The organism is Meiothermus rufus DSM 22234, from assembly GCF_000423425.1.
GTDB classification, from domain to species: domain Bacteria; phylum Deinococcota; class Deinococci; order Deinococcales; family Thermaceae; genus Meiothermus; species Meiothermus rufus.
On sequence record NZ_AUHY01000070.1, the window covers coordinates 1 to 13283 of the forward strand.

General features: G+C 63.4%; 13 protein-coding genes. 5 read left to right on the top strand and 8 right to left on the bottom strand.

Going from position 1 to position 13283, the window contains the following annotated elements; genetic code table 11:
- Positions 1-100: 100 nt before the first annotated feature.
- Complete coding sequence (locus tag G552_RS0111640) at positions 101-766, top strand: PIG-L deacetylase family protein (protein ID WP_027883197.1); 666 nt, start codon at positions 101-103, stop codon at positions 764-766.
- On the opposite strand, the gene G552_RS0111645 is transcribed toward G552_RS0111640, so the two are convergent.
- The 5 genes from G552_RS0111645 to G552_RS0111665 all read right to left on the bottom strand — a co-directional run bounded on the left by G552_RS0111645 (position 669) and on the right by G552_RS0111665 (position 5901).
- Positions 669-2000: a chloride channel protein gene (locus G552_RS0111645; RefSeq protein ID WP_027883198.1), complete on the bottom strand. Its 1332-nt coding sequence runs from the start codon at positions 1998-2000 to the stop codon at positions 669-671. The two genes, G552_RS0111640 and G552_RS0111645, sit on opposite strands and share 98 nt — an antisense overlap.
- Positions 2001-2021: 21 nt before the next feature.
- Positions 2022-3155: an amidohydrolase family protein gene (locus tag G552_RS16345; protein ID WP_027883199.1), complete on the bottom strand. Its 1134-nt coding sequence runs from the start codon at positions 3153-3155 to the stop codon at positions 2022-2024.
- Positions 3156-3953 carry a chorismate synthase gene (locus G552_RS16350; protein WP_027883200.1) on the bottom strand — a complete coding sequence of 266 codons (798 nt, stop codon included), beginning with the start codon at positions 3951-3953 and terminating at the stop codon, positions 3156-3158.
- A 3-nt stretch (positions 3954-3956) separates the two neighbouring features.
- Entirely contained in the window at positions 3957-5060 is a 1104-nt protein-coding gene (menC, locus tag G552_RS0111660) for an o-succinylbenzoate synthase (RefSeq protein ID WP_027883201.1), read from the bottom strand.
- A 124-nt stretch (positions 5061-5184) separates the two neighbouring features.
- A complete protein-coding gene (locus G552_RS0111665; protein ID WP_027883202.1) occupies positions 5185-5901 on the bottom strand; it encodes a class I SAM-dependent methyltransferase in 717 nt (238 codons plus the stop codon).
- A gap of 77 nt (positions 5902-5978) precedes the next feature.
- On the opposite strand from G552_RS0111665, the gene gatC reads away from it, so the two are divergent.
- From gatC to mnmC2, 4 genes are read left to right on the top strand one after another with little or no spacing between them, the layout of a single operon-like run.
- Positions 5979-6266: an Asp-tRNA(Asn)/Glu-tRNA(Gln) amidotransferase subunit GatC gene (gene gatC, locus G552_RS0111670; RefSeq protein WP_027883203.1), complete on the top strand. Its 288-nt coding sequence runs from the start codon at positions 5979-5981 to the stop codon at positions 6264-6266.
- A gap of 29 nt (positions 6267-6295) precedes the next feature.
- Entirely contained in the window at positions 6296-7570 is a 1275-nt protein-coding gene (gene serS / locus G552_RS0111675) for a serine--tRNA ligase (RefSeq protein ID WP_027883204.1), read from the top strand.
- A gap of 16 nt (positions 7571-7586) precedes the next feature.
- Positions 7587-9011 (top strand): pyridoxal phosphate-dependent decarboxylase family protein, encoded by a 1425-nt coding sequence (locus G552_RS0111680; protein ID WP_027883205.1) that lies wholly within the window; start codon positions 7587-7589, stop codon positions 9009-9011.
- Positions 9001-9666: a tRNA (5-methylaminomethyl-2-thiouridine)(34)-methyltransferase MnmC2 gene (mnmC2, locus tag G552_RS0111685; protein ID WP_027883206.1), complete on the top strand. Its 666-nt coding sequence runs from the start codon at positions 9001-9003 to the stop codon at positions 9664-9666. Before G552_RS0111680 ends, mnmC2 begins: the two co-directional genes overlap by 11 nt.
- Here the strand turns inward: mnmC2 and G552_RS0111690 are convergent.
- The 3 genes from G552_RS0111690 to mnmE all read right to left on the bottom strand — a co-directional run bounded on the left by G552_RS0111690 (position 9663) and on the right by mnmE (position 13120).
- Positions 9663-11237, bottom strand: coding sequence for a cation:proton antiporter family protein (locus G552_RS0111690; protein ID WP_027883207.1), 1575 nt, complete (start codon positions 11235-11237; stop codon positions 9663-9665). The two genes, mnmC2 and G552_RS0111690, sit on opposite strands and share 4 nt — an antisense overlap.
- A 45-nt stretch (positions 11238-11282) precedes the next feature.
- Positions 11283-11693: a hypothetical protein gene (locus G552_RS15360; RefSeq protein WP_245575190.1), complete on the bottom strand. Its 411-nt coding sequence runs from the start codon at positions 11691-11693 to the stop codon at positions 11283-11285.
- Between the two features lie 113 nt (positions 11694-11806).
- Positions 11807-13120 (bottom strand): tRNA uridine-5-carboxymethylaminomethyl(34) synthesis GTPase MnmE, encoded by a 1314-nt coding sequence (mnmE, locus tag G552_RS0111700; RefSeq protein WP_027883208.1) that lies wholly within the window; start codon positions 13118-13120, stop codon positions 11807-11809.
- Positions 13121-13283: the final 163 nt, after the last annotated feature.

A 13283-nucleotide genomic window follows, 5' to 3' on the forward strand; every position in this document is an offset into this window, starting at 1 on the left:
CCTGGGGAACCTCCTTTCTTGGTTGGTTCCCCTCTTTTTATCCCAGCTTAGAGTCTCACATGTGTTTGTCCGGGTTCAGCTGAGGCGTATACTTTAGGGCGTGCGACTTCTAGCGGTTTTCTCCCATCCCGATGACGAGATAGGGGCTTGTGGCACCTTGGCCAAACACGTGATGCGCGGTGATGCCGCCAAGATTCTCTGGCTCACCCGGGGTGAGCTGGCCAGCCAGTTTGGCGACACCCCCCCAGCCGAAGTGGCCCGGATTCGCGAGGGCCACGGGCATACCGTAGCCGCTATGGTTGGAGCCGAGGCACAGTTTCTCGATTTTGCCGATGGGAGCCTGAGCGGGGGCCGGGAGGAGGCTCTGGCCATTGCCCAGGTTATGGCGGCTTGGAAGCCGGATGTGGTGCTGACCTGGAACCCTCACGATGTCCACCCCGATCACCGTGCGGCCTACTGGGCCACCCTTTCCGCTTTGAAGTTCTGCCGCATTCCCAAGCTGGTAGGCCAGCCCCACCGCGAGCCGGTGCGGCTGTTGCACTACTATCGCAGCGATATCCCCCGCCCGGCAGTGTACGTGGACGTAGGGGAGGAAGGCCAGGCCGTGGCCGAGCGGGTCTTTAGTTTCTACCGCGACTTCTACCAGTGGGCCTACAGCCTGGAAGCCTTCAGGGCGAATCGCTCGAGGTTGGGGGCTGAGGCTGGGGTGCAGTTTGCAGAGCGCTTTCAGGCCGAGGCTCCGCTGGCTCATGCCTATTTAGGCTAGCCGCGTCCACCTCGAGGCTACCCCGTGGGCTAGTGAACGTATAGGCTGCGAAGGCCGCCACCAGGGTGAGGGGTAGCAGGCCATACCCGCCCATTTCCCCGGCCAGCACCACCGCGGCAAAAGGGGCCCGGGCCATTCCGGCCAGAAGGGCACACATCCCCACCAAAGCAGCGGTCTCGGCAGGGGGGGCTTGGGTGGGAAAGACCTGGCCTAGCATCTGCCCCAGAATCAGCCCGCTCAGGCCGCCCAAGGCCAGTGCAGGGGTAAGTGGCCCGCCATAGGCCCGCACCCCACCCCCCAGAATGAGCAGACCGAGCTGCACCAGAAAAAGCATGCCCAGAAAGGGCAGGCTCAGGATGGGCGAGGTGCCCATCTGTACCCAGGCCAGACTGCTGCCCAAGGCCTCCGGCATAAGCAGCAACACGCCAGCCAGTACCGCTCCCAGCAGAGTGTGCCGCACGACAAAGCGCAAATGGCTTAGGGCCCGCTGAAGGAGGCGCTCGGCCTCGAGCCAGAGGGTACCTACCCCAGCGCAGACCAGACCGATGGCCAGGCCAAAGAGGAGTTGGGGCCAGGCCAGGCCTCCAGGGTGCAGCTCCAGCAAAGGCCCATAGCCGTGTATAAAGCCGTAGATGGTAAACCCGGCCAGGGCTCCGATGAGGGCCGGGGCCAGAGCCCCCACCTCGAGGGCCAGCCCCCGGTACACCATCTCGCTGGCCAGAAGTGCTCCGGCCATGGGGGCGTGAAAAGCCGAGGCGAACCCAGCGGCCATACCGGCAAAAGGCAAGAAGCGGCTGGACTCTCCCAAGGGGATGCGCCGGCCCAGGGCACTGCCCACCCATAGCCCCAGGGCAGCCATGGGCCCTTCCCGGCCCATGGGCGAGCCCGCCCCAAGCTGCACCAAGGCCCCCAGGATGCCGCGAAAATACTCCACCGCCCGCACCGGTTGGCCCGCCCGGTAGGCTGCCAGCAGCCAGCCTAACCCCCGTCCCGAGCCCAGGTAGCTCGAGGCAGCGAAGACCAGCGGGAGCAGCAGGGCCAGCCACCCGAAGTGCGGCCCCCGAAAAATCTGCAACAGGCCACCCTCCCCTGGCAGGCCAGGGGGGAAGTAGCCCAGGGTCTCCCCTAGCAAATAGCGCTGTAAAGCCCCCAGCAAAAACACAAAACCGGCGGCGAAAACCCCGGTGAGGGCACCCACAAAAGCGCTGTAGAGGATGAGCGCGCCGATTTGCATAGTAAAGAGGGGAGAGGCCCCCTACCAGGATTGTACCTGGGCCACAGGCGTTCCACGGGTAATGCGCGGGGTGGGTAGGCCCAATACCCGGTAGCCGTTGCGGGTAGCGGCCCGCACCAACACCCGAGGGTCCACCCGTTCCCACAAAAACAAGGCCTCGTTGCGTACGTCCAGATCGGGGCTGCTGGCGCGGGAATCGGTGCCTAGGGCCACCTCGAGCCGGTGTTTCAGGTACAGCGCCCAGGGGAAGGGCCGGCAGCCCAAGGCCTGGTTGCTGCGGGGGCAGGAGACCACCCGGGTACCCGACTGGGCCAGCATCACTACCTCTTCCTCATCGACCTCAACCCCATGCACCAGCGTGAGGTGGGGCCCCAGCACCCCCAGCTCTGCCAGGTAGCGCACCGGGGTGGTGCCGGGGAGGTTTTGGTAGGGGGGGAACCCATAGCGCCGGGGTATCTCCTGCAGCCGCCCGGTGCCTTGGGTCATAATCTCGGTTTCTTCGGGGCTTTCCGCCACGTGCATCTGTAAAGGGAAGCCCTCGAGGCGGGCCACTTCCACCAGCTTTTTCAGCAGCTCGGGGCTTACGTTGAAAGGGGTATGGGGCGAGAGGCCCACCCGCACCCGTTCGTTTTTGCGGCGCCAGGCCGCTAGCTGCTGGGCCAGTCTGCGGGTTACCGCCTCGGCCTGGGTAGGGTCGCGCTGGATGACCTCGAGGTAGACCACCGCGCCCTGCCACGGCGCGTCGAAAGTGCCGTGCTCTAGCAGCCACTCCACCCCCTCGGGCCGGTAGGCAATATCGCCAAACCCTCCTACACCTAGCCGCCTGAGCTCTTCTAGCCCCTGGGCTACGGCCTGTGGGGTACGCCAGGCCTGGTGCTCGATAACGTGCTGGATGAAGCTGGTATAGCCTTCAGGGTTAGGTGGGTAGGGGGGTATTGTAGAAAGATCGAGGTGTGTATGCGCATTGACCACCGGGGGGGTGAGGGCTCTGCCCTTGGGTACCACCGGGGCCTGGGGGTAGCGGGCCTGCAGTTCAGCCAAAGGGCCACTGGCCACCACATGTTGGCCAACCACCACCAGCCCGCCCTCTAGCATGGGTGTCCCAAAGCCCAGGTAGACCACCTCGGCGGTCCAGATGACCGGCTTTAGCTCCATTCAGGTCCTCTCCAGCACATAGCGGTTAGGCTGTCGCACGAAGTCTACCGCCCGGTAGCCCCGACTGAGGTAGTGGGTGAAAAGCTCGCGGCTGTGCAGGCGCCAGCGCAGGGCCAGCGCGGGATCGGATCGCAGAATCTGGCCCCAGTCCTCGGGAATCTGCACCAGAATGCGGGGAGCTTCCAGGCCGAGCTCGAGGTCCACCGGCTCTTGGCCAAGGAGCCGGTTGGCTTGGGGCAGGCCCTCTACCCGAACCGGAGGCGGGGGGGCGTAGATGCGGCTAAACACACGGGAAGAGCGCAGCTCCCAGACCGCATAGGCCCGGTCCGAGGGGGCCCCAGCATTAATGCCCCCCATGGGGCCATAGCAGTTGGGAATGTAGCGCTGAAAGGTGGCTCCTAGCTTGCGCAGGTTGAAGTGGGCATTGGCCCCGCGCAGGGGGTCGAAGGTCCAGACCACCCTCTCGTAGCCGTGACACAGCGCCCAGTCACGCTGGAAGAGTTTGAGCCGATAGCCGATCTGGCTGTTCTGGTAGGCCGGGAGCACCCCCGCCATGTGGGAGTGGTGCTCGTCGGGCCGGTTGGTGGGAAAACCGAAGACAAACCCTACCAGGCTGGGTGCAGCCCCGCTGTCCGGGGTTTGCGCAAAGGCTCCAGCCAGCAGGGCCCCTTCGTGCACCAAGGCCATCAGGGTGCCGGTGCGCAGGGTGTCGTTGGGGTCGTTCCAGATGGCCTCTTCCAGTCGGGGAATCTGGGCGATCTCTTCGGGGTCGTGCAGTTCGCGGATGAGGGTCTGCATAGCTCAGGCGATGTAGGCCGATTTCTCCGTCAGGCGCTGGATTAACTCACGCTTGAGGGTGATGCCCAAGCCGGGGCCCTGGGGTACCGGCATCAGGCCCTGGGTGGCCTCCAAGCCTTCCTCGATGATGTCCTCCTGCCAGTAGCGGCTGGCGCTGCTGGTATCCCCAGGCTTAGTGAACATGGGCAGGGTGGCCACGTGGATGTTGGCTGCCCGGCCAATCCCGGCCTCGAGCATACCCCCCATCCAGACCGGCAGCCCATAGCTCTGGGCGATATCGTGCACCTTACGGCTGGCCAAGATGCCCCCCACCCGGGCCGGTTTGATGTTGATGACCCGGCCTGCCCCGATTTCCAGGGCCTTGCGAGCGTCCTCCGGCGAGGTGATGGACTCGTCTAAGCAGATGGAGGTGGTGATAGCCGACTGCAGCTTAGCATGGTCTAGAAGGTCATCGAAGGCCAGAGGCTGTTCGATGTAGTCCAGCCGGGCCGCGTCCAAAGCGCAGAAGGTGCCGATGTCGTTCAGGTTATAGGCGGAGTTGGCATCTACCGTAAGGGTGGCCTCAGGGTAGGCCTCGCGCACGGCCATCACTGGGCGGATGTCCCAGCCGGGCTTGATTTTGAGCTTGATGCGGCGGTAGCCCGCGGCCAGCCCCTGGCCCACCTTCTCCAGGGTGCTCTCGAGGCTGGGCTCGATACCCAGGCTGATGCCCACCGGTATTTCCTGGCGCACCCCACCCAGCAGCTTCCACAGGGGCTGGCCCAGGCTTTTGCACCACAAATCCCAGAAGGCCATCTCCAAAGCCGCCTTGGTCATTCGGTTGCCCCGGAAACCGCTGATCTCGGCCCAGAGCTGCTCGGGGTTGGCAAAGTCCCGGCCCAGAACCTTGGGCAGCAGCAGGTTTTCCAGCAGGGCCCAGGCCCCCGGTAGGGTTTCCTCACGGTAGTGGGGTGTGTACTCCATCACCGTCTCGGCGTAGCCCTCCAGCCCCTCACCGAATAGGGTTAGGACGATAAGGTGGCGCTCGGTCTGTACGCCGAAGGAGGTTTCAAAGCGGAACTTTAGGGGCAAAGTGATCAAGCGGAGCTCGGCAGCTTCGATTCTCATGAGCGTATGCTATCGCTCAGGGTGAAAAATCCCAAGGGGCGAGGGGTGGGTGTGAATAGCCATTAGATATGATATTCACTAGCAGAGTTATTGTGAAAAATATAACATAAATGCATCACTTGTACTAAGAACGCCAGGCCTCTACCACAAAAACCGGGCTTTCCGCCAGCAACGGCTCTTTGTGAAAACCCCCGTAGAGGCGATAGCCGAAGGCAAAAGCCCTTAACCAGCGCTCAAGCTCATAGCGGGTGTAGTAGCGCTGGGTAAGGGTGTGGTGCTGGCGGCGCAGATGGCCCTTGGGCGATGTAGTATCCACCAGGTAGTGGGTAAGAAGGGCCTGGGCGATGGGATGGTGCTCCTGGTAGAGAAAGACCTGGGTGGGGCCATAGCTTCCCTCGTGCTGCAAAACCCCAGCCGGCCCGATATGAGCCGGGTTGTATAGGTCGAAGGCGAAGCGCCCCCCCTTCTCCAGATGGGCCGCGATGCCCTGGAGGGCTTGGTCTTGCTCCTCCAGGGTGTAAAGGTGCATCAGGGCGTTGAAAGGGGCGATGATAAGGGGGAATTGGCGCCCAAGCTCGAGCCGGCGCATGTCCCCAGGGAGCCACTTTACCTTTAGATCGCGGGTGTGCCTGGCCCCTAGCTTGCGCATCTCTTCCGCAGGCTCGAGGGCCCACACCTCCAAACCCAACCGGGCTAGGGCCCGGGCTACTCGTCCGGTGCCCGCACCTAGCTCCAGCACAGGGCCGCCGTAGTCTTGGGCCAGTCGGGTGTAAAACTCCAGGTCGTCGGCGTAGTTTTCGTACTGCAACTGATAGAGTAGGGCGATGGGGGAGTAGTCCACAAAGGGGGATTTTACACGGGGTTCTCCCGCCTTGGGCTGGAAGCTAGGGGCGCGGATATGGGGGTAGAATGGCGGGTATGGAAATTACGCCTGAGCTGGTCAAGCACCTAAGCAGGCTCTCGCGGCTGGCCCTTACCCCAGAGGAGGAGGCCCGGCTCGAGGGTGAGCTGCGCTCGATTGTGGCTTTCTTCGAAAAGCTGGGAGAGCTGGACACCCAGGGTTTGCCGGAGCTGGCCCGCCCGGTGACGATAACCAACCGCCTGCGTCCCGACGAGGTGCGCCCTTCCCTTTCTCAAGAAGAGGTGCTATCGGTGGCCATCGAGCAAGAAGAAGGCCAGTTCAAGGTGCCCCGGGTTATCGAGTAGACAACGTTTAGCACGACACAAACGCTTATATGCTAGACCTCAAATTCATCCGCGAAAACCCCGAGGCGGTGCGCCGGGCCATCGAGCAGAAAGGCGTATCGCTCGACCTTGACCAACTCCTAGCCCTCGACCGCGAAGTGCAGGCCCTCAGGCGCAGGGTGGAAGCCCTTCAGGCCGAGCGCAATGCCAACGCCAAAGCGGCTGCCCGGGCCAAGCCCGAGGAGCGCCAGGCCATGGTGGAAAAAGGTAAGGCGATCGGCGAGCAGCTTGCCCACCTCGAGCCCGAGCTGCGTGAGTTGGAAAAACAGCTCAAAAACCTGCTCTACCTCACCCCTACCATCCCCTGGGAGGGGGCTCCGGTAGGGCCGGACGACTCCTTTAACCGCGAAACCCGGGTACACGGCAAGCCTCGTACCTTTTTGTTCGAGCCCCTCGACCACGTGGCCCTGATAGAGAAAAACGGCTGGGCCGACCTCGAGCGGGCCGCCAAGGTTTCGGGTTCGCGTTCGTACATTTTGCGCGGTGACCTGATGCTCTACGAGCAAGCCCTACTGCGCTTCGCCCTCGACCGGATGGTGCAGGCTGGCTTCACCCCCCTAAGCGTGCCCAGCCTGACCAAGGAGGAAGCCCTTTGGGGCCACGGCCAGTTTCCCACCGCGCGCGACCAGGTCTACGAGGTAAACGGCGGGGAGGCCTACCTGGCGGGCACCGCCGAGGTGCTGCTCAACTACCTGCACGCCGGGGAAATCCTGAGTGAAGAGGAGGTACCCAAAACCTACGCCGCCCTTTCCCCTTGCTTCCGCAGTGAGGCTGGCTCCGCGGGCCGGGACGTGCGCGGCCTGATGCGGGTACACCAGTTCAACAAGGTCGAGCAGTACGTGTTGTGCCGGGCCGATCTGGAGGAGTCTAACCGCTGGTTCGAGACCTTGCTGGGTTTGGCCGAAGAGATTTTGCAGGCCTTGGAGCTACCCTACCGGGTCATCGAGGTCTCCACCGGGGATATGGGTCTGGGCAAGTACCGCCAGGTAGACCTCGAGACCTGGGTACCCAGCGAAAACCGCTACCGCGAGACCCATTCCTGCTCGGCCCTTTTAGACTGGCAGGCCCGCCGGGCCGGCCTGCGCTACCGCGACCAAGAGGGCAAGGTGCGCTACGCCTATACCCTCAACAACACCGCTTTAGCCACCCCGCGCATCCTGGTCATGCTTTTGGAGAACCATCAGAACGAAGACGGCACCGTCTATGTGCCCAAGGCAGTGCAGCCCTACTTGGGCAAGGAGCGGCTCGAGCCCTGGCCCTGGTAGTGGTTTAGGTGGGGGTATGTCGCCAGAAGAGTTCAAGCGTCTAGGCTATCGGCTTATCGATTCCATCGCCGAGTACCGTGCTAACCTCGAGGCTTTCCCGGTGATGGCCCAGGTGAAGCCGGGGGAGGTCAGGGCCCTGTTTCCTGCCACTCCGCCTGCGCAGGGGGGCGACTGGGAGGGGCTACTACAAGACTTAGAGGCCCTATTCCCCGGCCTGACCCACTGGCAAAGCCCCAACTTCTTTGCCTGGTTTCCCTCCAATGCCCCTCTTTCCTCGGTGCTGGCCGACCTGGTGGCCACCGGGCTGGGCCAGACGGGCATTACCTGGCAGGCCAGCCCGGCCCTTACCGAAGTGGAGGAGGTGATGACCGACTGGTTGCGCCAGATGTTTGGCCTGCCGAACACGTTCCAAGGCGTCATCCAGGATACTGCTTCGAGCGGAACCCTGGTGGCTATGCTCACCGCCCGGGAGTGGGCCACCCAGTACGCCCAGGAGCGCGGCGGCCTACAGGCAGAGGAAAGGCCCCTCACGGTCTATGTTTCTGACCAGGCCCACAGCTCGGTGCCTAAGGCGGTTCTACTAGCCGGACTGGGCCGCGAAAACCTGCGCCTGATCGAGACCGACTCGGCTCATGCCATGCGCCTGGAGATGCTCGAGGCGGCCATCCAGCACGATATCGTCAATGGGCGCAAACCCTGCGCCGTGGTCGCGACCATCGGCACCACCGGAACCACCGCCATTGACCCCCTGCAACCCATCGCCGAGGTCTGCCGGAAATATGGCATCTGGCTTCACGTGGACGCGGCAATGGCTGGCTCGGCCATGATTTTGCCGGAGTGCCGCTGGATGTTCTCGGGTATCGAGCAGGCCGATTCCATCGTTATCAATCCGCATAAGTGGCTGGGGGTGGCCTTCGACTGCTCGCTGTACTACGTGCGCGAGCCAGCCTATCTGGTGCGGGCTATGTCAACCAACCCTTCCTACCTGCACTCGGCTGCCGATGGAGCGGTGCGCAACTACAAGGACTGGGGCATTCCTCTGGGGCGGCGCTTCCGCGCTTTGAAAATCTGGTTCGCCCTGCGCGATATGGGGGTAGAGGGCTTGCAAGCTCGTCTGCGGCGCGACCTGGCCCACGCCAAGTGGCTCGAGGCCCAGGCTCGGAAGACCCCCGGTTGGGAGGTGCTGGCCCCAGTGGTGTTGCAAACGGTCTGTTTGCGCTACAACCCCGGTGGCCTCTCGCCCGAGGCCCTCGACCGGCATACCCAGGACTGGGTGGCCCGGGTCAACCAGGGCGGGCGGGCCTTCCTGACCCCAGCCTTGCTCAAGGGGCGCTGGATGGTGCGGGTTTCCTTTGGGGCCGAGGCCACCGAAGAGCGGCATGTGGAAGCGCTCTGGGCCGTGATGCAGCAGGAAGCCCAGAAGGTGGAAGTTGATACCTGAGGGATTTCAACTATTAAAGACCGCCGATGGCTCGCCCACCTTGGTACACCCGCAGTTTGGCGAGGCCTATAGCTCCCGCTATGGGGCCTGGACCCAGGCCAACGCGCTGTATCTAAGGGCCACCCAGACCCATCGGCACCCCGCACCCCAGGTTTTGGAGCTGGGCTTTGGCCTGGGGGTCAACTTCCGCGCCACCTTGGAAAACGCCCTGGCTCGAGGGGTAGACCTGCACTACCTTAGCTACGAGGCTTTTCCCCTTCCGCCAGAGGTGCTGGCCCAGGTGGCGTTGCCCCTCTCGCCCCAGGCCGCGCAGGTCTGGCAGGAGGTGTGCTCGAGCTGGCCCTCCTCGAGGGGGCCCTTAGTGCTGGAAGGATCATGGGGCCGCCTCGAAGTGCGCTTCGAGGATGTCGCTCAAGCCCAGTTCCCCCCCCAGTGGGCCAGCGCCATCTACCTCGATGCTTTCAGTCCGGCGGTCAACCCCGAGCCCTGGCAGTTGCCCGTGCTGCGCAGGCTTTATGTTGCGGCCCAGCTGGGGGCTTACCTGGCCACCTACTCGGTGGCCGGCTGCTTGCGCCGTGGGCTGGCCCAGGCTGGGTTTACGGTGCAAAAGATAAACGGGATTGGCAAAAAGCACTGGACCTTGGCCCAACGCTAGCCGCCCGAGGTTGCGCTTTGGGCTTCTTCCTCCTCAGCGGTGGGGTTGAGCCCCAAAGCCCGTTCGGCCAAGCGCTCGCCCGCCTCAGCAAAAGGGTGGCCGATCAGGGTAGCCCCGGCTTGCTCCAGCAGGGGGTCTTCCTCGCGATGGTGGCTGGTGGCGGCAATGGTGCCTTGGAAGCCTCGAGCCCTGAGGCCCTGGATAGCCCTTAGCTTGGCCTCGGTATCGGGTAGGGTAAGGAGCACCCCTTTCAGGCCAGTAAGGTCCAACTTTTCCCACAGCTCGGGGTCTTCGGCGTCGCCGTAGCGTACCTGGCGCTTCTTGAGCCGATGGGCCTCGAGCTTGCCCTCGTCGGCATCCAGGCCCAGCACCCGCTCCCCCTGGCCTTCCAGCATTTTGTAGGCCGCGCCACCGGTGCGCCCCATGCCCACCACCAGCCATTGGGCTCCCCCCAGTCCGGTAGGCTCATCGTCGGCATGTCGGCCCTTCCGCTCGTAGCGCAGCAAGAAGCCTTCGTAGCGCTGATACAGGTGGTGCACCGCCCGGTTGAGCGGGGCGGCTAGGGCCAGCGAGGCGGCCACCACTAAGCCCATTAGCTGGCTTGAGGACTCCGGCAGGAGGTTCCCTTCCACCGCAGCCACGCTGGTAATCAGGGCGAACTCACTGTAGCTGGTAAGGGCTACGCTGGTTACAAAAGCGGTGCGGGCCCGTAGGCCAAAGGCGACAAACAAAGCGAAGAAGAGCGCTGCCTTCAAGGGCAACAGCAGCAAAAGGCCCAAGGCCAAAGGCAGGCTTTGCAGCCCAGGGAGGCCCATTAGGCCAATCTGCAAGAAGAAGGCCACCAGGAAGGCCTCTTTCAGGCCCCACAGCGTGCGGGAAAGCTCCGAGACCTGTGGATGGCTGGCCAGGGCCGCCCCTATCAGCAAAGCCCCCAACTCAGGGGAGATCCCCAGGTGTTTGGCCAGGCTGGCCCCGCCCAAAGCCAGACCTAGCCCATAGAGCAGTAAGAGTTCGTCGTGACCGCTTTTCTCCAGCAGCCACCCCACCACCGGGCGCAGCAAGGGCAGGGCCAAAAGCAGCAGGGCCCAGGGGGTAGGGTTCTTGACCCCGGCGTAGGCCAGCAGCCCCACTGCTACCAGGTCTTGCAGGATCAGGATGCCCACCGCAATGCGCCCGTGGAAGGTGGAAAGCTCGCGTCTATCGTCTAAGAGCTTGACCGCCAGCACGGTGCTGGAGAAGGCCAGCCCGGTACCCAGGAAAAGTGCAGCGTTGCTTTGTAGCCCCAGAAAAACCAGAATAAGCCCCAGGAGCAAAGCGAAAAGCACCAGGTGGATACCCCCCACCCCTAGCACCTCCCGGCGCACCAGGCTGGCAAAGCGCAGTTTGAGCCCCACGGTAAAGAGCAAAAGCAGCACTCCCACATGGGCGATGGACTCGAGCAACCCACTGTTTTGATAGCCCATTCCCCAAAGCACAAACCCGCCCCCAAGGTACCCCACCAAAGGGGGCAGGCCCAGCCGGCTGGCCAGGAGTCCTAAGACGTAAGCGGCTCCTACCCAGGCCAGTTCCATGCCTCAATCATAGGGGGTAAAGGCCGGAGGTGTACAACCACCGGCCTATGAGCGGCGGGCTTTTTTCTGGGCAAGAACGCCCAAAGGGGGCTCTCCCCAGCGCCGGGCCACCCGAGGCATGACCGCTAGCTCTTTATTGCCCAGCCAGGCCGCGTCTAGCAGAGCTTGGGCAAGCTCCTTCGCATTGGCGTAGCGCCGCAAGGGTACCCGGATGGCGATCCCATCGGCCTTGGGCAGCACCAGCAGCAAGCTACCCCCCAGGATGTCGCGCAAGGCATCTATGCCCTGGATTTGCGCCAGGGAGTGTTCCTCCCAGCGGCCAAAGCTGTGGATGCGCAGACGGTCGGGGTGAACCTCGAGGCCGCTAGCCCCAAGGCCACTGTGTACAGCCCCAGCAGGGCGAACAGCCCCACCGACCAGCGCGGTTCCACCCCTTGCACCCAGCCCACCCCACATAGAACCAGCAAAACCAGCCCCATGCCCATCAGCCCTACCGCTACCAGGTAGGTACGTAGGCTGGGTTTGGCCACAACGACCCTGTGTTGCCCCACAAGCCCCCCTGCCCGATTTTACTTGCCCACGCAGAAGTTGCGGAAAACCCGCTCAATCACCTCTTCGGGTACATCCTTGCCCAGGATTTCCCCCAAGGCTCCTAGTGCGGCCTCGAGGGAAAGCCCGGCGAGGTCGTCGGGGGCCTCTAGGGCCTCTTTTAGGTGGGCCTCGGCCCGGCGTAAAGCCTCCACGTGGCGCTCGTTGCTGACCCAGACCTCGCCCTGGGGGGCCTGGCCCAACAGGCGGGCGTGAATGGCCTGGCGCAGCTCGTCTAGGCCCTGGCCGGTTTGGCTCGAGACCCGAAGGAAAGCCGGGTCGTGCCAGGCAGGGGGAAGGTCGGCCTTGGTGGCCACCTGTATGGTGCGTTCCCAGGGTAGGTTGGGCGGGGTGGGCCGGGGCTGGCTTTGGTCGGCTAGGTAGAGCACTAGGTCGGCTTCCTGGGCAATTCGCAAAGCGTGCTCCACCCCGCTTCTTTCTACGATGTCGTCGGTGGGGCGTATTCCCGCGGTGTCAATGGCCACTATGGGCACCCCGGCCAGCTCGAGGGGGGCTTCTAGGTAGTCGCGGGTGGTGCCGGGTATAGGGGTTACGATGGCCCTTTGGTAGCCCAATAGGGCGTTGAGCAGGCTGGACTTGCCCGCATTGGGAGCCCCCACTAAGGCGATGCGCGCGCCTTTCTGGGCAATCCGCCCGGCGCTAGCAGTGGCTAGTAAGCGCCGGATTTCCTCCAGCACAGGCCCTAAGGTTTCCTGTACCCGGGCTGGCTCTACGCCTTCTTCGGGGTAGTCGAGCCAGGCTTGAATGTGGGCTAGTAGGTCGAAAAGTCGCTCAGAAAGCTGCTCAATTTTGCGCGATAGCTCCGCACTGAGCCCGCGCAAGGCTTGCCGCCGGGCTGCGTCTGACTCGGCTTCTACCAGACTTAGCACCGCTTCGGCCTGGGCTAGATCCATCTTTCCATTTAGATAGGCCCTAAGGGTGAACTCGCCTGGTTGGGCCAGCCGGGCGCCCTGCTCGAGCAACATCTGAACTACGCGGCGCAGCACAGCGGGTGAGCCATGGGTGTGCACCTCGGCACTATCCTGCCCGGTGTAGGAGTGGGGCTTTCGGAAAACCAGCAACAACGCTTCGTCGAGAATTTCCCCGCTGGCCGGATCGCGGACTTTACCAAAGGTAAACCGACCCCCTCCAAGCTTGTGGGGGTTTTTCCCCACCCAAAGCCTCGAGACCAGCTCTAAACTGCCCATACCCGAGACCCGCACAATGCCCACTGCCCCTCTGCCGGGTGGGGTGGCAATGGCCACGATGACGTCGTTTAGTGAAGGTAGTCCCACAAAAACCCAGTCTAACGGGGCTGGTTACTCTCCATTGCGCCAACCTCGACAATTTCTGATAATCTATCCTCAACGCGCGAACCCCAAGCAAGCAGCCAAACCCAGGGGGGTTCGCGCAAGCCGAGAAATCGGCTTGGGGACATTGAAAACCTGGTTTTTGCTC

Bases quoted from the DNA above. Each gene is read 5' to 3' on its own strand.
- G552_RS0111645 (WP_027883198.1), bottom strand. From the start codon at position 2,000: ATGCAAATCGGCGCGCTCATCCTCTACAGCGCTTTTGTGGGTGCCCTC.
- G552_RS16345 (WP_027883199.1), bottom strand. From the start codon at position 3,155: ATGGAGCTAAAGCCGGTCATCTGGACCGCCGAGGTGGTCTACCTGGGC.
- G552_RS16350 (WP_027883200.1), bottom strand. From the start codon at position 3,953: ATGCAGACCCTCATCCGCGAACTGCACGACCCCGAAGAGATCGCCCAG.
- menC (WP_027883201.1), bottom strand. From the start codon at position 5,060: ATGAGAATCGAAGCTGCCGAGCTCCGCTTGATCACTTTGCCCCTAAAG.
- gatC (WP_027883203.1), top strand. From the start codon at position 5,979: ATGGAAATTACGCCTGAGCTGGTCAAGCACCTAAGCAGGCTCTCGCGG.
- serS (WP_027883204.1), top strand. From the start codon at position 6,296: ATGCTAGACCTCAAATTCATCCGCGAAAACCCCGAGGCGGTGCGCCGG.
- G552_RS0111680 (WP_027883205.1), top strand. From the start codon at position 7,587: ATGTCGCCAGAAGAGTTCAAGCGTCTAGGCTATCGGCTTATCGATTCC.
- G552_RS0111690 (WP_027883207.1), bottom strand. From the start codon at position 11,237: ATGGAACTGGCCTGGGTAGGAGCCGCTTACGTCTTAGGACTCCTGGCC.
- G552_RS15360 (WP_245575190.1), bottom strand. From the start codon at position 11,693: ATGTGGGGTGGGCTGGGTGCAAGGGGTGGAACCGCGCTGGTCGGTGGG.